This is a genomic window from Nostoc sp. UHCC 0302 (assembly GCF_038096175.1).
Taxonomy (GTDB): domain Bacteria; phylum Cyanobacteriota; class Cyanobacteriia; order Cyanobacteriales; family Nostocaceae; genus UHCC-0302.
The window spans coordinates 2,501-21,389 of sequence record NZ_CP151099.1; the positions used below are offsets into that span (position 1 = coordinate 2,501).

The 18,889-nt window shown below is 41.1% G+C and carries 10 protein-coding genes, 3 tRNA genes and 2 rRNA genes (1 of these 15 only partly in view); 8 read left to right on the plus strand and 7 right to left on the minus strand.

From position 1 onward, the window contains the following. From WKK05_RS00010 to WKK05_RS00025, 4 genes are all read right to left on the minus strand, one after another. Positions 1-592 (minus strand): 23S ribosomal RNA (locus WKK05_RS00010) (it extends 2,293 nt beyond the left edge of the window). A gap of 196 nt (positions 593-788) precedes the next feature. Further along, positions 789-861, minus strand: a tRNA-Ala gene (locus WKK05_RS00015). 89 nt (positions 862-950) lie between these two features. Beyond that, positions 951-1,024, minus strand: a tRNA-Ile gene (locus tag WKK05_RS00020). Between the two features lie 123 nt (positions 1,025-1,147). Next, a 16S ribosomal RNA gene (locus WKK05_RS00025) occupies positions 1,148-2,636 on the minus strand. The 16S and 23S rRNA genes sit together here with 2 tRNA genes alongside, the layout of an rRNA operon. 316 nt (positions 2,637-2,952) lie before the next feature. On the opposite strand from WKK05_RS00025, the gene glyQ reads away from it, so the two are divergent. From glyQ to WKK05_RS00050, 5 genes are all read left to right on the plus strand, one after another. After that, on the plus strand, positions 2,953-3,828 hold the full coding sequence (gene glyQ / locus WKK05_RS00030) for a glycine--tRNA ligase subunit alpha (protein ID WP_341527790.1): 876 nt from the start codon (positions 2,953-2,955) through the stop codon (positions 3,826-3,828). 272 nt (positions 3,829-4,100) lie between these two features. After that, positions 4,101-4,586: a DUF4079 domain-containing protein gene (locus WKK05_RS00035; RefSeq protein WP_341527791.1), complete on the plus strand. Its 486-nt coding sequence runs from the start codon at positions 4,101-4,103 to the stop codon at positions 4,584-4,586. A gap of 205 nt (positions 4,587-4,791) precedes the next feature. Next, positions 4,792-7,155 (plus strand): ComEC/Rec2 family competence protein, encoded by a 2,364-nt coding sequence (locus WKK05_RS00040; RefSeq protein ID WP_341527792.1) that lies wholly within the window; start codon positions 4,792-4,794, stop codon positions 7,153-7,155. A gap of 602 nt (positions 7,156-7,757) precedes the next feature. Then, a tRNA-Ser gene (locus tag WKK05_RS00045) sits at positions 7,758-7,842 on the plus strand. Positions 7,843-8,199: 357 nt separating this feature from the next. Beyond that, positions 8,200-9,375: a CapA family protein gene (locus WKK05_RS00050; protein WP_341527793.1), complete on the plus strand. Its 1,176-nt coding sequence runs from the start codon at positions 8,200-8,202 to the stop codon at positions 9,373-9,375. Between the two features lie 20 nt (positions 9,376-9,395). Here WKK05_RS00050 and WKK05_RS00055 read toward each other — a convergent pair whose 3' ends face one another. Then, on the minus strand, positions 9,396-10,997 hold the full coding sequence (locus tag WKK05_RS00055; protein ID WP_341527794.1) for a protein kinase: 1,602 nt from the start codon (positions 10,995-10,997) through the stop codon (positions 9,396-9,398). Positions 10,998-11,533: 536 nt separating this feature from the next. On the opposite strand from WKK05_RS00055, the gene WKK05_RS00060 reads away from it, so the two are divergent. Beyond that, positions 11,534-12,889 (plus strand): lipid-A-disaccharide synthase-related protein, encoded by a 1,356-nt coding sequence (locus WKK05_RS00060; RefSeq protein ID WP_341527795.1) that lies wholly within the window; start codon positions 11,534-11,536, stop codon positions 12,887-12,889. 122 nt (positions 12,890-13,011) lie between these two features. Here WKK05_RS00060 and WKK05_RS00065 read toward each other — a convergent pair whose 3' ends face one another. Then, complete coding sequence (locus WKK05_RS00065) at positions 13,012-13,734, minus strand: response regulator transcription factor (RefSeq protein WP_341527796.1); 723 nt, start codon at positions 13,732-13,734, stop codon at positions 13,012-13,014. A 1,239-nt stretch (positions 13,735-14,973) separates the two neighbouring features. On the opposite strand from WKK05_RS00065, the gene WKK05_RS00070 reads away from it, so the two are divergent. Together WKK05_RS00070 and WKK05_RS00075 are read left to right on the plus strand one after the other, a co-directional pair. Beyond that, on the plus strand, positions 14,974-16,308 hold the full coding sequence (locus WKK05_RS00070) for an ATP-binding protein (protein WP_341527797.1): 1,335 nt from the start codon (positions 14,974-14,976) through the stop codon (positions 16,306-16,308). Between the two features lie 36 nt (positions 16,309-16,344). Then, positions 16,345-17,469 (plus strand): HAMP domain-containing sensor histidine kinase, encoded by a 1,125-nt coding sequence (locus tag WKK05_RS00075; protein ID WP_341527798.1) that lies wholly within the window; start codon positions 16,345-16,347, stop codon positions 17,467-17,469. 120 nt (positions 17,470-17,589) lie between these two features. On the opposite strand, the gene WKK05_RS00080 is transcribed toward WKK05_RS00075, so the two are convergent. After that, positions 17,590-18,045 carry a response regulator gene (locus WKK05_RS00080; RefSeq protein ID WP_341527799.1) on the minus strand — a complete coding sequence of 152 codons (456 nt, stop codon included), beginning with the start codon at positions 18,043-18,045 and terminating at the stop codon, positions 17,590-17,592. Positions 18,046-18,889 lie beyond the last annotated feature (844 nt).

The following is an 18,889-nucleotide window of genomic DNA, read 5'->3' on the forward strand; positions in this document are numbered from 1 at the left end:
CTTCAACAGGCACGCGGTCAGACGTTAAATCGTCCTCCCACTGCTTGTAAGCTGACGGTTTCATGTTCTATTTCACTCCCCTTCCGGGGTTCTTTTCACCTTTCCCTCGCGGTACTGGTTCACTATCGGTCACACAGTAGTATTTAGCCTTACGAGATGGTCCTCGCGGATTCACATGGGATTCCTCGTGCCCCATGCTACTCGGGATACAGCTACTATCCTTGAGTTTTCAACTACAGGACTTTCACCTTCTCTGGTGCAGTATTTAGCTGCTTCGTTTAACCGCTAGATTCGATATTGCTGTCCCACAACCCCAGTCAGTAAACCGACTGGTTTAGGCTCTTCCCCGTTCGCTCACCACTACTTAGGGAATCTCTTTTGATTTCTCTTCCTCCAGCTACTAAGATGTTTCAGTTCGCTGGGTTGGCTCTCTCCTGCCTATATATTCAGCAGGTAGTATATAGGGTTGCCCCATTCGGAAATCTCCGGCTCAAAGTTTGCTTCCAACTCCCCGGAGCATATCGTCGGTAACCACGTCCTTCATCGCCTCTGTGTGCCTAGGTATCCACCGTCAGCCCTTATTAGCTTGACCACAAACAATTGGTTTTCACATTTGCAAACACGTTCATCTTTTGAATGTCTGTGTCTGCCTGCTTTTTTCGCGTTACTATGCAGTTTTCAAGGTTCTGGCTGGATTCATTTCCCAGCAGTCTGACATCATATATATATAGATATAAATGTCATGTTGCTGAACTTTATCCGATTTTTTTAATGGCAATCGCCACAGGTGGAGGTTAGCGGACTCGAACCGCTGACATCCTGCTTGCAAAGCAGGCGCTCTACCAACTGAGCTAAACCCCCGCTCAAGAATTAAAAATTAAAAATTAAAAATTAAAAATTGAATTTTCTTCATTTTTAATTTTACATTTTACATTTTTAATTGCTTCAGGTGGGCCATCCTGGACTCGAACCAGGGACCTCACCCTTATCAGGGGTGCGCTCTAACCACCTGAGCTAATAGCCCAATTCCGAACCAAATCATAGTTTGAAAGTTCATCACAAATATCTGCGACCGACCTAGGAATGACCATCTCAATTCTCTATTTGCTGAATGCTTTCGAGTTCTGAGTGGATTAGGTCTCCCTAAAAAGGAGGTGATCCAGCCACACCTTCCGGTACGGCTACCTTGTTACGACTTCACCCCAGTCACCAGCACTGCCTTAGGCATCCCCCTCTCCGAAAAGTTGGGGTAATGACTTCGGGCGTTGCCAGCTTCCATGGTGTGACGGGCGGTGTGTACAAGGCCCGGGAACGAATTCACTGCAGTATGCTGACCTGCAATTACTAGCGATTCCTCCTTCACGCAGGCGAGTTGCAGCCTGCGATCTGAACTGAGCTACGGTTTACGGGATTTGCTTGCATTCGCATGCTTGCTGCCCTCTGTCCGTAGCATTGTAGTACGTGTGTAGCCCAAGACGTAAGGGGCATGCTGACTTGACGTCATCCCCACCTTCCTCCGGTTTGTCACCGGCAGTCTCTCTAGAGTGCCCAACTTAATGCTGGCAACTAAAAACGAGGGTTGCGCTCGTTGCGGGACTTAACCCAACATCTCACGACACGAGCTGACGACAGCCATGCACCACCTGTGTTCGCGCTCCCGAAGGCACCCTCTGCTTTCACAAAGGTTCGCGACATGTCAAGTCTTGGTAAGGTTCTTCGCGTTGCATCGAATTAAACCACATACTCCACCGCTTGTGCGGGCCCCCGTCAATTCCTTTGAGTTTCACAGTTGCCTGCGTACTCCCCAGGCGGGATACTTAACGCGTTAGCTACGGCACGGCTCGGGTCGATACAAGCCACGCCTAGTATCCATCGTTTACGGCTAGGACTACTGGGGTATCTAATCCCATTCGCTCCCCTAGCTTTCGTCCATGAGTGTCAGTTGCGGCCTAGCAGAGCGCTTTCGCCACCGGTGTTCTTCCTGATCTCTACGCATTTCACCGCTACACCAGGAATTCCCTCTGCCCCGAACGCACTCTAGCCATGTAGTTTCCACTGCTCTTATGAGGTTGAGCCTCACTCTTTAACAGCAGACTTACATAGCCACCTGCGGACGCTTTACGCCCAATCATTCCGGATAACGCTTGCATCCTCCGTATTACCGCGGCTGCTGGCACGGAGTTAGCCGATGCTGATTCCTCAGGTACCGTCATTGTGTTCTTCCCTGAGAAAAGAGGTTTACGACCCAAGAGCCTTCCTCCCTCACGCGGTATTGCTCCGTCAGGCTTTCGCCCATTGCGGAAAATTCCCCACTGCTGCCTCCCGTAGGAGTCTGGGCCGTGTCTCAGTCCCAGTGTGGCTGATCATCCTCTCAGACCAGCTACTGATCGTCGCCTAGGTAGGCTTTTACCCCACCTACTAGCTAATCAGACGCGAGCTCATCTTCAGGCAGCAAGCCTTTCACCTCTCGGCACATCCGGTATTAGCCACCGTTTCCAGTGGTTGTCCCAGACCTGAAGCCAGATTCTCACGCGTTACTCACCCGTCCGCCACTGTGTCCGAAGACACCGTTCGACTTGCATGTGTTAAGCATACCGCCAGCGTTCATCCTGAGCCAGGATCAAACTCTCCGTTTTGAAGTGTTTGCTTTATTAGCTCTTTCTGGCTGACTTTTTTTCCACCTCAGCCTAGTGTTTTAATTTAATTGACGCAGGCTACTTGTGGTATTATGACTTTCAAACTATAATATTTTCAAGGTTCGGTCGCCTTGCTGGCGTCGCTCTGTCGCGTCCGTCTCTCAGGCACTTATTCAATATAACTAACACAACTCTAACTGTCAACTGTTTTTCCATCTATTTTTGGAACAAATTTTGCACCCCCCTAAAACTCCCCACAGTGCTAGGTTGTAAGCAACAATGGTGTAGGCACTGTGCTGACTAAGGAGGGTAAAGCGTGAATTTTCAGTCGGTAATAGCAACACTGCATCAATTCTGGAGTGATCGCGGTTGCCTTATTGCCCAGCCCTATGACATTGAAAAAGGGGCAGGCACTAAGAACCCGCATACTTTTTTAAGAGCGCTGGGGCCGGAACCTTGGGCTGTTGCTTATGTTGAACCATGTCGTCGTCCAACAGATGGACGCTACGGCGAAAATCCTAATCGTTTTCAACACTATTATCAGTACCAAGTTCTGATTAAGCCTTCGCCAGACAATATTCAAGAGATTTATCTTGATTCTTTAAGAGCTTTAGGCATTCGTCCTGAAGACCACGATATCCGTTTTGTGGAAGACAACTGGGAAGATGCAACAGTAGGAGCTTGGGGTACTGGTTGGGAAGTATGGTTGGACGGAATGGAAATCACCCAGTTTACCTACTTCCAACAATGTGGGGGAATCGACTGCCGTCCAGTATCGATTGAGATTACATATGGATTAGAGCGGCTGGCAATGTATCTCCAGCAGGTAGAAGCAATCACTAAAATCCATTGGACGGATAACATTACTTATGGAGATGTTTTCCTGCAAAATGAGATTGAGCAGAGTACTTACAACTTTGAAGCATCAAATCCTGAGTTGTTGCTGACACTATTTAATCTATACGAGCAGGAAGCTACTCAATTGACGGAGCGTGGATTGGTCTTACCCAGCCTGGATTATGTGATGAAGTGTTCGCATACATTCAATTTGCTAGATGCAAGAGGCGTAATTTCGGTAACGGAGAGAACTCGCTATATTGCTAGGATTCGTCATTTGGCCCGAAAGGTGGCTCATTTGTATGTTGAGCAAAGGGAAAAGCTAGGTTTTCCATTACTCAATAAGCCGATTTGACAACCAGCTGCACCGCAATCGTTTTCACAGCAAGTTATACTGCAACCTGTTTCACCTTTAGAAGGTAGATTCCATCATTCCTATTGCATAGATTTATTGTTGTCTAATGCAGAGAGAAGTCTGCGCGGAGGAAGCCTCCGTTTATAACTGCGATGGATGCAGAGACGCAGAGGGAGAGCTTAAAATCATGCAATAAGTCTAATAAATTCAATGAGCCATAAAGACGCAAAAAAGGTAGAGAATGAAGTGTAAAAAATTACGGTGTGTGAAAGATGGTGAATTGGAGTGAACTTTTAGAACCGATCGCAGCTTGGTTTCGTTCTCTAGGCATCCCTGAGCCGATTGTACATTGGGGGCATCCGTTAATGATGGCGATCGTTGTTTTTGTGATGGGTAGTTTTGTCGCATTGGCAGGTTGGCGGGGAAAACTACTTGAAAGCAAAGATAAAGATGCTGCTCTTAAAAATCGGATTGCCCATCGGCAATTAGCACCGTGGCTGTTTTTATTTCTCGCAAGTGGTTACACAGGTGGGGTATTGTCTTTAGTAATGCAGCGTCAACCAATTTTTGAAAGTCCTCATTTTTGGACTGGTTCGCTAGTGCTGTTACTGCTTCTAATAAATGGTGTGATTTCTCTAAGCGGATTTGCGGGAAATAAAAAAGCGTTACGTGCTATTCATGCCTATTTGGGCAGCGTAGCAGTTTGTATTTTATTTGTCCATGCCGTTTTGGGATTGCAATTGGGCATATCCTTATGATCAGCAGCTATTAGCTAATGCTGTAAGATTATTACCTTAATAAAGTAAAGCTAAAAGAACAAAGCCTGCTGATGCGGGCTTTGTTTGTATAAACCGAATAAACTATAGTTCACTACAAGCATGAGAATAGTTCTTTGTTGCTTGCCTAGTTATTTTTAAGTGAGTCGCAAATTTTATTCGTTAGGTGCTTCTACGAAGAAATCTTATGATTCAGACGAGTGGTGTAATTATTTGTCTTGGTTATATTTTTGGATTGTTATTTACAGCAGTTCCCTGGGGTGGTGCGTGGATTTTGGTTTTGGGGGTAGTGGGAGCAGTTGTATCTAGAAGACTCTACACGACTTCACGACAAGTTGCTCAGAAACCAGAAGCTACAACTGGAAGCAAAACCAAGACAGTACCTAATACTTGGCAGACAACTCTTCATCCTAGAGTATGGTTAGCTGCTGCCTTGGTAGGGTTGTTGGCAACCTTGTATTTTCAATTGCGTGTGCCACAACCAGGAGCAAAAGATATCAGTCAGTTTGTTCCACCAGGAAATAGTAGTAATCAAGAACAACTTGTGATTGTTCGTGGGGAAGTGGCAAGTGCTCCCCGCTTGACTCGCAGTCAACGTGGACAATTTTGGTTAGAAGCGACGCAATTAGATGACGTAAAAAATGAAAAAGGTTCAGCATCTGTGCCGAAAGGCGTGACAGGCAAACTGTACGTGACTGTACCTTTACTTCAGGTGACTGGATTATATCCTAGTCAACAAATTACTGTGACTGGGATTTTGTACAAGCCAAAAGCAGCATTAAATCCAGGCGCTTTTGACTTTCAGAAATATCTTCAACAAGAAGGAACATTTGCAGGATTGATTGGACGGCAGGTAAATATTTTAGATGATGAGCCTAATAAATGGAGATGGTGGCAAATCCGGGAGCGAATTGTACAATCCCAAGTTCGTTGGTTAGGTGTCCCAGAAGGGCCACTTGTCAGCGCAATGGTTCTGGGAAGCAAAGCAGTTGATTTACCCTACGACATCCGCGATTTATTTGTACAGGCGGGATTAGCTCATGCTTTGGCAGCTTCCGGGTTTCAAACTTCCTTGATTTTAGGTGTGATATTACAGTTAACAAGGCGTTTCAAAAAGGGAACGCAATTTACTCTTGGCTTTTTAGCTTTAATTATTTTTCTGAGTTTAACAGGGTTTCAGGCTGCGGTACTTAGAGCCGTGATTATGGGTTTTGCAGCTTTAGTTGGTCTGTTATTAAAAAGAAAGGTAAAACAATTAGGCTCACTGCTATTGGCAGCGACACTTTTATTACTGTTTAATCCTTTATGGATTTGGGATTTAGGCTTTCAACTAAGTTTTTTAGCGACGCTGGGATTAATTGTTACAGTACCCGCAATAATTGAACGCTTGGGTTGGCTACCACCTGCGATCGCGTCTTTGATTGCTGTTCCCTTAGCTGCGACAATTTGGACTTTACCTTTGCAGCTTTTTGTTTTCGGGGTGATGCCATCTTATAGCTTACTACTAAATATCTTTAGCACTCCATTAATTTCTATCATTAGTATCGGTGGAATAGTTAGCGCCATAGCGGCGTTAATTTGGCCGACAGCAGGAAGCTTTTTAGCAGGAATATTACATTATCCTACTGATTGGTTAATTGAATTAGTAGAATTTTTTAGCAAGCTACCAGGAAACTCTGTTGCTGTAGGTAGCATATCAACTTGGCAAATATTGGCTATTTATGCACTAATTATGTTGGTTTGGTGGGTGCGTTGGTGGCAGATACGGTGGTGGTTTGCTAGTTTAATTGCGGTTGGTTTGGTAATTATTCCAATTTGGCATTCTGCAAACACGTTGTTTCGGATAACTATATTGGCAGCAGATGCAGAACCTATTTTGGTTATTCAAGACCGGGGAACAGTCACTGTAATTAATAGTGGCGATGAGGGTACAGGACGCTTTACGATTTTACCGTTTCTGCAACAGCAGGGTGTAAATCAAATTAATTGGGCGATCGCAACTGATTTTCAAGGTAATGAAAGTAATGCTTGGTTAGAACTACTGCAATATTTACCGATTAAAAATTTTTATGAATATTCACCAAAGCCAGAAAATACCATTGCACTGCAAGCAATACAACAGCAATTACAAAAGCATCAAGGTATATACCAAGCTTTAGCACTTGGTCAAGCTGTGAATACTGGTTCGACAGTAACACAATTAATTAATGACCAATTACCGATTTTGCAATTGCAAATTCAAGGACAAAACTGGTTATTAGTGGGTAATATTAAGTCTAAAGAGGTACAACAGTTAGTTAAATCTGGAACTTTACCTCGTCCACAAGTGATTTGGTGTTCTCCTGAGTCTTTGAAAGATTTAGTTTTGGCACTACAACCACAAATAGCGATCGCTTCTTCTGCCAATCTTGATACAAAAACTTTGTCTGAACTAGGAAAAAGCCAAACGCAACTGTTTTTTACAGGAAGAGATGGGGCAATTCAATGGACACCTAACGGTCAGTTTGAAACGTTTATCCAAGCAACAGAAAGCAAATCCTCTGTGTTATAAAAAATGCACAAATATAAATAAAAGGCAGGAAATCCTGCCTTGATAATCGACCAGATGAATAGGTCTGTAGCCAAATTAAGTTTCACACATTACTTTGACAAAGTTATGAAGAATTTGTGACAAACTTATTAATAATTGAAGACTTTTGATTTCAGTGATTTATAAAACTTTGAATTTTTTCGGATTACTGATATTTTTTCATAAATAAAAACCCCTGGGAAACTGGGGTTTAATTATTCGCTATTAGCTAGCTGCGAGTTTGTTAGTTGGTGAGTCTCGATCAACTCAGAGAAACTAGTAAAAGGTAGTAAGTTTTACCTTATTACAGAGGTGTTTTTGAACCTCAATTAACTATTGCACACTGATTTGACGAAACTATTGCAACTGGATGACACAAGTATGAACAATTTGAAATATTTCTAAAAGCCAATAGGAAGAAGAAATTATTTTTCTTTTTTTAGCTGTAATAGCTCCCAAGTTTTCAATAGAGCGATCGCTTTATTGCTCAGGATGATATAATTGTAAAACTGATGTGGAATAATTAGCGTCAAATCACAACATTTAGATGCTTGATAAGCACTAAAATCCGTGAATAAATAGCTGGAGAGGTGGCAGAGCGGTTGAATGCGACGCACTCGAAATGCGTTTTGGGGCAACTCAACGGGGGTTCGAATCCCCCCCTCTCCGTTTAAAAGTATAACTAAGGGCTGTCAAATCAAATACAATACTCTTGTACAAAGTTACATAGAAGAGATTTAGGCTCAAGAGTAGGGTCTATTTTGAATAAAGGTGCGATCGCCTAAGATATCTTAGCAAAATCAATTATTTTACTGTAGGTAATGTTACGTGCTAGCATAAGTTACTCCGCAGAGGCATAGAAAGTTCCTACTTGCTTTTAAGTAAGTTTGCAAAATAGGTAAAGAATAATTGATATTGCAGTAATACTTTCTAATCATGTCATTTTCTTTACTTGACAAAACCAAAATATACATCGTCAATACGGATTTTTGGGCTAAACTAGTGCCATTGTGTGAGAAGTGAACGATGGCAAATCAGAGCCTGGGACGATTACTATCATTTGGTTTTATCAGTTTCTGTTTTTGTGTAGGTATTGGTATAGGTGTGATCATCCGGTTTGGGCAATTGCAACCATCAGATGCCGCTACGTCATCTACCAAACCAGAACAATTCCCATTTGCTTTACCAGAACCTACGCCACTACCTGGGAAAGAACAATCCTTTTCCGACACTATTACTATCAAAGCCGTTGGAGATATTATTCCTGGTACTAATTTCCCCAACTATAGATTGCCACGCTTCCGCAATCAGTTACTACCAAAGTCAGTGAGAGCTAACTTGCAAGAATCTGATATTTTGTTTGGTAATTTTGAAAGTAGTTTAACAAACTATCCCTACACAACTAAAGATATTAGTCAAGGACAAGTGTTTGCGTTTCGCTCGCCACCAGGATACGCTCAGGTATTCGCTGAGGCTGGTTTTGATGTGTTTAATATGGCGAATAACCATGCAATGGACTTTGGTAAGGCAGGCTTCCAAGATACAAAGAACAATCTTGAGGCTGTAGGCATTGCAACATTAGGTCATAAAAATCAAATTCTCTATTTAGAAGCTAAGAATATTCCAATTGCCATGATCGGGTTTTCACCGTATGAAATGTATAACTCTATTCACGATCTAGCGGCAGCTAAAGCACTTGTAATAGAAGCCAAAAATAACGCCAACATTGTCATCGTATCAATGCACGCCGGAGCAGAAGGCACACAAGCACTACACGTTAAGAATCAAACAGAGTTTTTTTATGGAGAAAACAGAGGGAATTCTATTAAATTTGCGCGGGCGATGATTGATGCGGGGGCAGACTTAGTGCTGGGGCATGGCCCACACGTTCCAAGAGCAATGGAAATGTATAAAGGAAAAATCATAGCCTATTCTTTAGGGAACTTTTTAGGATATCAAACTTTATCTACAGAAGCCCAGACAGGTTACTCAATGATTTTAGAAGTCAAACTCAACCAGACAGGAGATTTAGTATCAGGCAAAATTATCCCTATTCGGATGAATCGCCAGGGTATCCCCCAAATTGATCAGCGTTTTCAGACGGTAGCACTTTTGCGTTATTTGAACAATTACGATTTCCCTAAAAATCCATTGAAAATTAATAAGAATGGAAAAATTTTAGTACTAAATAGCAAAAAGTAAACCTTCCTAAAAGAATCCTCTTAATTGTTATCATCTTCCAGCTGTTCCTGAGACTTTTCATCCTTACGTGGTTGACTCTCAGCAGAAGAATTTTGCTTTTCCTCTAGTGTTGGTACTACCACAGCAGATGGATCTGACTGTTTGGGTGGTGCTGTTGGTATGACCGCAGGATTCGATTGCCTAACTGTTCCAGGCAAAGCAGAATCCTTATTCAAAGTGGGTAAAGGGTTATATTTATATATTGATGGTGTGGGAGAATCATTCCGAGACGATCGCACCGCCCGTAACTTCTCTACTAGCGAGGGTGAAGCAGAAACGTTAGGCGAAGCAGCGGGTTGATTAAGGTCGCCGCGTTGCGATTCTCCTGTAGGATTTTTGCCACTATTGCTAGATGCTTCCTGAGAAGCACGGCGATTGCGCTGACGCCGCTTGGATGTAGAAACTGATGGAGATTCGGACGGAGAGATAGTATTACTTTCTCTATCCGCAGGTGAAGATGAACTATTAGTGTTAGGTACTTTTTTCGTAGGCGCTTGAAGTGGCTGCTCAAAAGTTGGCTTTGAAGTCTCCTGCGGTTGAAATTTGGGAAAAATGCTAGTGATGGCAAAACCTGTTGTAGCAGCAACAAAGACTACACTTGCACCAATAAGTAATTTAGAAGAATCCATTTTTTTAGGTAGTACAGGAAGCTTCCTCGCTGACAGCTTATTGGGATTTTTAGCTTTTTTCTTAAATAAATTTTCTGACTCCTGCACAGATAAATTGACAGTAGGTACTGCGTATGTGTGTAGAGCTTGCGGTGTTGAATTCATCTGATTTCCAGGTAGCAATTGCAACCATTCAGCAACTGTTGCTGGACGAAAGCGAGATTCAACAGCCATACCACGCATTACCGCTTGATTCACAGCAGCACTCAGGTGAGGTTGGAGTTCACGAGGTGAAGGCATTTTCTCGCGATCGCGTAGCAACGCTGGCATCGGAACCTGTGCCGTCAACAGCGCATACAAGGTTGCTGCCAAACCGTAAACATCCGTTGCAGGTGTGCGCGGCGCTTGCGAGAGATACTGCTCAATTGGAGAATAACCCTCAGAGACCAAACCAGTATGAGTTTGCCTCATACCACCATTAAATTCGCGGGCAATGCCAAAATCAATTAGGACTACTTCCTGAGTTCCTTGCCGGAGGATAATATTATCTGGTTTAACATCCCGGTGAAGCAAACCATTGTTGTGTACTACCTGTAATGCCGCCCCAATTTGACGGATATAATGAATTGCTGTCCCTTCTGGCAAAGGTATTCCTGGTAAAACAAAGGCGTCTCCCAAAGTATCCCCTGGAATGTATTCCATCACCATATAAGGCAATCCAGCTTCCACAAAAAAGTCGCTGACTCGGACAATATTTGGGTGGACACAAGTAGCTAATCGTCTAGCTTCATCTTGGAATTGACGCTCGAACTTAGCAAAATCGGGATGTTGTCGCAGCCGTTCATTGATGGTTTTCATCACTACTTCATGACCTAAGTAGTGATGCGTAGCCTTGAACGTAATGCCAAAGCCACCTCGCCCTATTTCTTGAATTAGGGTATATTTTCCACCCTGCAAAATTGTGCCTGCTAACATAAGAAAGTTCTGAGTTCTAAGTCCTGAGTGAGCAGATAGATACTAAGTCCTGAGCCTTAAATAATTTCCAAAAAGGTCTTCCCTTATTTTTGCAGAGCAGAGACTTTCCCTGCCGCAAACTAAGCTTGTTTGCTTATCCTACAGGATGATTCGGTTATTGAATCTGTCTATGTGGATAAAACCTCCTTATTCTCGCAACAGTCTTGTCTTTTTCATAGAATAGCGCGGTACTGCAACAACCTGGAGTGAAAGATAGGCCAAACTTGTCTTCCACTTCAATAATTAGCGGGGGAAATAAAGGATAACTTGCCCAATAAAGCGTTGATTAGTAAGTTTTAGCTTCATTGCTAATTTATTCATTAATTACTTGCTCAAACTGACAGTTAATTGTGATGTTTTGTTTCATCTGCTCGAACCTTGAGCGTTAGCTAAAACCTAAACAACACTCGGCTAAGCAAAATCTCAATCAGAAAAATTACTTTTACAGCATTATGATCAGCATTACTTGATACTTGTAATACCTAGTGTGAGTTTCTATGAATGATTTATCCTCAAATTCTCAGATGCAAACTACAAGTGCTCGTTTGCAGTTACTTGTTTTAAGCAATGGTCATGGGGAAGATGAAATTGCAGTTCGGATTTTGCAGGAACTTCTGCAACAAGCAAATCCCCCAGATATCTTTGCTTTGCCTCTAGTCGGTGAAGGACGTGCTTACCAAAAGTTAAATATTCCACTCATCGGTTCAGTACAGGCTATGCCTTCAGGTGGCTTTATCTATATGGATGGACGCCAACTGATGCGAGATGTGCGCGGTGGATTGCTACAACTCACGCTCACCCAAATTCAAGCTGTACGCCGTTGGGTGAGCTCTCAAAAAAAATTAGGTAACAAGAAAGCGGTTTTAGCTGTAGGAGATATTGTGCCGCTGTTGTTTGCAACTTTTAGCGGTGCTAATTATGCTTTTGTCGGTACTGCCAAATCCGAATATTACGTACGCGATGAAGTAGGATTATTACCACGGAAATCAAAAGCTGCTCGTTGGGAAAACTTTTCTGGCTCAGTTTATCATCCTTGGGAACGTTGGTTGATGAGTTGTCGCCGTTGTCGGGCGGTGTTTCCTAGAGATACCCTGACGACCGAAATATTAAAACAATGGTCAATCCCTGCTTTTGATTTAGGTAATCCGATGATGGATGGTTTAGAACCATCGATTTCATCAGCAAAATTTTATAGTCCTGATATACAACAGCAAGAGAAAGTTCGACCTTTAGTAGTAACTCTTCTACCTGGTTCTCGTTCGCCAGAAGCATATGCTAACTGGGAGAAAATTATGATTGCGGTATCTGCGTTGATAACTAGTTTGGACGAGCAAGATTTAGTTTTTTATACTTCTGGTAATGTAGTGTTTCTAGGTGCGATCGCATCTGCTTTAGACTACAACATTTTATCTCAAAGTCTACAGTTTCATGGCTGGCAACCAAAATCGGCAGTTCCTATCCAACTTGCCGATCCAAATATATTGACATTTCAACAAAAAAATGCTTACTTACTAATTACACAAAAAGCCTATAACGATTGCTTGCATTTGGGAGACTTAGCGATCGCAATGGCTGGCACAGCCACAGAACAATTCGTTGGTTTGGGTAAACCTGCGATCGCTATTGTCGGTAATGGGCCCCAATATAACGCTACCTTTGCTGAAGCTCAAAGTCGTCTTTTGGGAACATCATTAATTTTAATTGACCAACCAGAAAAAGCTGCCAAAATTGTACAATCCTTACTCAGAAATCCCGACAGCTTACAACTCATTGCCGAGAATGGGATACGGCGGATGGGAAAATCGGGAGCAGCACAACGCATTGCCAATTGTTTGCGAAAACAATTTGGGTGAACATAGTTTTTATACTCCCACTGTGAGCAACAGTGGGATTGTTAGTACCAAGCGCTAAAATTTTCTTGTTGGATAATTAATTCCTAGAATTATCTATGAAGTTAATAAACTCCTTCGTTTTATTAAGCTACTAACCCTGAGCGCAGCGCCCGAACAGCCGCTTGGGTGCGGTCATCCGCGCAGAGTTTATTTAGAATGTTGCGAACATGGGTCTTAACAGTACCAACAGTAATATAAAGTTTCTCGGCAATTTGCCCGTTGCTACATCCCGCTACAATCAACTCCAGAATTTCTAGTTCTCTTTGAGTTAAAGGATAAGTTTCTAGAACTTGCTCGTATTCAGTTGCTAGCGCTTCAATTTTTACAGTTTTTGGCTTATCAGACGGTTGACTGTCTCCTGGCAAACCTTGCCGCATTTTCTGTAAAACTACATTAGCAATTGCTGGATCGATCCAGGAATTTCCACCGTGAGTTGCTTGTATTGCCTCGGTTAATTTACTGATGCTTGTTTCTTTCATGTAATAAGAGTCTGCGCCTGCTGCAAAGGCAGCAAGTACTGCATCCTCTGTATGATCCATCGTCAAGATCAGAATCTTGGTCGTTGATTGATTATTTTCAGCTTGATAACGCTTAAACTTCCGGGTGAGTTCAATGCCATCCATATCAGGTAAGCCAATATCTACAACAGCTACATCCGGCTTAGCTGTTTCCAAAAGTTTTAGTCCTTGGGTGGCATTTGCTGCTTCACCAATCACCCTTAATCCACTGTGAGACTGTAATGCAGCTCGTAGTCCCATTCTTGTTAAGTCATGATCTTCAATTAAAAGAATGCTAATCTCATTCATTGCTACACTCACTCTTACGCTGTTTGCATCTACCAAAGTATGACCCTTTGTAAGCGCTATCTGTATATTTTCCCAAACCAAAGATAGATGATATCTCTACCAGCTTGCATCCATCGCTAGAAATAATCACCCTACCCTCTTTTACTATTTAGATATAGGCATAAATCTAGCCGGAGATATATGGATAGTTGTACAAAAAGTATGAAATATTGAGACGAATGCTAAATTACCGGATTTTGTAAAGAATTTAGCGATTAACTGCCATGTTTCATTTGTTATTTCCCATTATCTCATACGAAGCTTTGAAAAAAACTAACGAAAATGGACAAATTAGCACAAGGTGAATTTACTTGGCAAGAAAGTAATTAGCACTTTCAAGCAAGTTTTAAGTTGACCTTAAATTTATCGGATTCATGAAGTCAACTGACATACGTAAAAAAGAAGCAGATTTAGAGCTATACGGCAAAGCTACTGTTTCCAAGGACAAATATTGACTGACTGCTGGTAATCATCAAAGTATTTGTCATCTTACAACCCTGGGAACTCCCGTTCACAACAAAAATGAGGTGATTAATTTAGCGATCGCCAAGAAAACTGTTCAGACATGGAGGTACATCACTTTAGATTCACAAGTAAACAGACGTAGTCCTTTTGATTTACTTGACCTATCAATCTAATGAGTAAAACTGCTCAAGCTTATGGTACATGATGTTAGTATGCAACTCTCACTAATGACTGAGGACGGGCGCTTACTCACTCATTTACAATTGTTTTGAAGCTCAATGAAGTGTTTTATTTTACTTTATATCAGATTCGTCTGCTTTAACGGATAAAACATTTTTAGTTTGTTATTGTTTATTTTTTTTGAGCCACCGATGATTCACTATGGCAGTTAGGTACTAACAAGGCTTTTAGTGTCTATGCTCTAGTTAATTAACTAGGCTGAAAATAAAATTGACTAGATTCTACTCAATCAATACTGGAAATAGTGGCTATATTCTTGTGAGGCGGTGGAAGTCTACAACTTCAATGTTGCTAAATACATTTATAAAGCCTATGACTCTCACAACTTTGCCTAAATACTGGTAACCCTGAACAAGGATTGGCTCTAGCGTGAAATACCTTAGTCAAACAAGTAACAGATTTTAGATACCAAAAAATATTAAATTATTTAATTGGATAATTTAAAAAGACAAATGTTATACATCAACCTATGTTTGGCAGCGAAAATAAAAACCGATGGAAGAAACGCTGAGAATTTTGGTTGTAGACGATGACGAAGTAGACCGCATGACTGTGCGTCAGATGCTGACTAATGCAGGCGTTCAGATGCAACTGTCTGAGGTAATTAATGGTAATGATGCAATATTTGCCTTTAAAAATACTTCCTATGACTGCGTTTTACTCGACTATCGCTTACCAGATTGGGATGGACTAACCCTGATTCAACAGCTATGTTCTTCGGATATTAAAGTGCCTATAGTAGTCCTGACGGATCAAGCAGATGAACATATTGCTGTCGAGTTGATAAAAGCTGGCGCTACAGAACATCTTTCCAAATCCAAAGTATCCTCAGAAACATTAGCGCTGGTTTTGCGAAGTGCGATTCGGGTTCATAGCGCTCAAATGCAAGTAGCTTTAGCAAAACAACAGCTGAGAGAAAGCCACGAAAAAATCATTCGTAAAAACCAAGAACTAGAAAGTCAACGCCAACAAATTCAATTGCAAAACTTAAAACTCTTAGAAGCATCGCGGTTAAAATCACAGTTTCTGGCAACCATGTCCCACGAACTGAGAACTCCGATGAATGCGATAATTGGTTTTTCGCAAATTTTATTGCGTCCTAAGTTCGGTCAATTGACACATCAGCAAAAAGATATGATAGAGCGGATTTTCAACAATGGGAAGCATTTGCTGATGCTGTTGAATGAAGTACTCGATTTTTCCAAACTGGAGGCAGGAAGATTAGAATTAAAAGCAGAAATATTTGATGTATTAAAGGTGATAAATGCTACTGTTGCCGAAATGCGTTCTTTAGCTGAGGCAAAAAATTTAGCATTGCTAGTTCAAACTGACTTGCAAAACCCTTTAGTATTTAATGACCCAGTTCGTGTCAAACAGATTTTAGTTAATTTGCTATCCAATGCAATTAAGTTCACAGAATCTGGTAGTATTTGGGTTGAGATTAGAGAACTCCCTACAAATCGAGTTGCAATTGCAGTTCGAGATACAGGGATTGGTATATCTCCTAAAGATTTTACACGCATTTTTGAAGCGTTCCGGCAAGCCGATCAGAGTATCACTCGTAAATATCCTGGCACAGGTTTGGGTTTAGCAATTATAGATTCGCTGGTACGAATGATGCAGGGTAAAATATTTCTTGAAAGTCAATTGGGGGCTGGTTCAATATTTAAAATTGAGTTGCCACGTCAAGTTACATTACCGAATGCAGCCGGAGCATCTCCGGCTTTAAACTTGGATAGCAATGAGATTCTTTATTCAGCTCAAAACCCTCATCAGTCGCCTTCTCAATTCAGCAAAGCATCAATGGGATATCCGAATCTCAAACTATAAATTACTTTCGAAAGAGTTGTTAAAAGTTAATAAATCATGTCTGTTCTTGAAAATCCTAAAATTGATCGCATACTCGCAGTTGATGACACTCGCGATAATCTCATTTTGGTTCAAGCAATTTTAGAGAGTGAAGGATATGAAATTGATTTAGTTGCAGATGGAATAACTGCCTTGCAGCACGTTGAACAATCTCCACCCGATCTGATTTTGCTAGATGTAATGATGCCAGGAATGGACGGTTATGAAGTAACACGTCGCATTCGAAGTAACCGTGCGCTTTCTTATATTCCAATTTTGCTGATTACTGCTTTTCACGAATCTAGTGTTGTGGAAGGCTTAGATGCTGGTGCTGATGATTTCATTCGCAAACCGTTTGATACTGATGAATTACTAGCAAGAGTCCGATCGCTATTACGCCTCAAGCACAGTCTTGACGAACAGCGAAAAATGGCACGCCAAAGGGAAGACTTTGTTTCGCGTCTGACTCATGATTTGCGAACTCCCCTAGTTGCTGCTGATCGAATGCTGAATTTGTTTGATATGGAAATCTACTGCAAGATTTCGCCAGAAATGAAACAGGCGATCGCAGTCATGATTCGCAGTAACCAAAATTTGATGCAAATGGTTAATACTCTGCTAGAAGTTTATCGCTTTGAAGCAGGCAAAAAAACCTTGAATTATGAAAGTTGTAATCTGCAAGAAATAGCCCAAGAAGTCGTCAGCGAACTTAATCTTCTTGCTACTGAAAAAGGTTTGATTTTGAAATTAGACACTCATGAACTAGATCCATCGAGTAAGAACGCTGGGATAGTCATGGGTGATAGCTTAGAACTGCGGCGAGTACTAAACAACTTGATTGCAAATGCTATTAAATTTACAGATACAGGAAGCATAACAATCCGCATTTTTGAAACATCAACTACTCCTGAGCTTCAAGATTGGGTAACAATTGAGGTAGAAGATACAGGATATGGGATTGCACCAGAAGACCAAGCAACAATTTTTGAGCGCTTTCGCCAAGGTAGAAATAAACGCTCAGGTAGTGGCTTAGGGCTACATCTATCTAGTCGAATTGTCGAAGCACACGAGGGAAAAATCGAGGTTGTTTCTGAACAAGGTAAAGGTAGTATTTTTACTGTAAAACTACCTAAAAATATTTAAGTTAATCCTTTTCCAAGTAAGCTTGCCTTTATTTATATTTGCATTCAGTCAATAGTTTAGGATGCTTGGATGAGTATGTATTTGGATTTTTGAGTTTTAAATTGTTTAACCGGAATCGAGTTATTCCTGACATAACTCAACGGTTGATTTAAGCTCGAATTTACCACAAAGCGCACGTCGAATAATAGCCTCTAAATCCTCAATCATGTATGGTTTGCTAATATAATCATCAAACCCCGCCTGAAGAATACGATTTCTATCCTCCCTGCTAGCTAAAGCTGTAACTGCAATCACTGGGATTTTGCAAGTTAGGGGTTCTTGCTTTAAATGACGGACAACATCGATACCACTGAGACCTGGTAATAAAATATCTAACATAATCAAGTCTGGCTGATACTCTTTAGCTACCAGTACAGTTGTGGAACAGTCTATTTGACAAATGAATCGACAGCCAAGTGACTCCAAAGCATAGCTAATCAGCAGGAGACTATCATCATGATCTTCTACAGCCATAATTAAAGGCTGCTGAAAGCTTTGCTTCTTCTCGTCACTCATGAATGAATGTGCCAGATACATCTCTTCTCCAGAAGATTTTATTGAAATTCATAGCCATTCTTACAGAACAAATAAGGCATCCTGTAACGAATTAAATAGCCCTCATGCAAAATTAACTCGTGTTTGGCTTTTGTTCAATTAATAATTCTTGCCCATACTAACAGGGCTAAGGCAAGAAAATCTTTGAATGATGGGTTTAGCAGGTACTTTTTGATTATATGCAAAATTACAGAATATTTTATCAAGAACTTTATAATAACTTTATCTATAATAATGAAATGTTTATTTATTGTAATGCTTATAGTAAAGTGTATCTTTATAGGAGTTAAAGATACAAAGTAGTAAGTGTTGTAAACTAAATACTGTTAGATTGCATACCAATTTCTGTTGAGTAGTAACTCAGCTATCCAAGTAATATTAATGAGTTGAGTAAAAGCGATTAAATGCGTTTTTAGAACTCATAAAACTCATGTACAGCTTGGAAAATAGGATTAAAGAGAAGCGTTTTATAATAAGTTATTACTTTCTTAAGCGTATGCTAATGAGCAAAAACATAGTCTTTACTTACAAAGCACTTTTTCAGTATAACGTATAGCAATTGCCAGGCACATAAAATAAACTCCATCCACGCTGTCGCACACCCTCCCCTTGGTAAGGCTACCCATTGCCGGATCTTTCTTAACTATTTGTGAGAGTATTGACTCATGTTTTTATAACCATGATTCATTGGTTATTTATTCTCAATAAAAACGCAGTTTTAACGAGGACATAATAATAGCTTAAAACTTCTTTTAACCTAGTTAATATTGCTAAAGGTTTGCAGGTGAAGAAGTTGTCCTTTTACAGAAACCGATATTACGGTGTA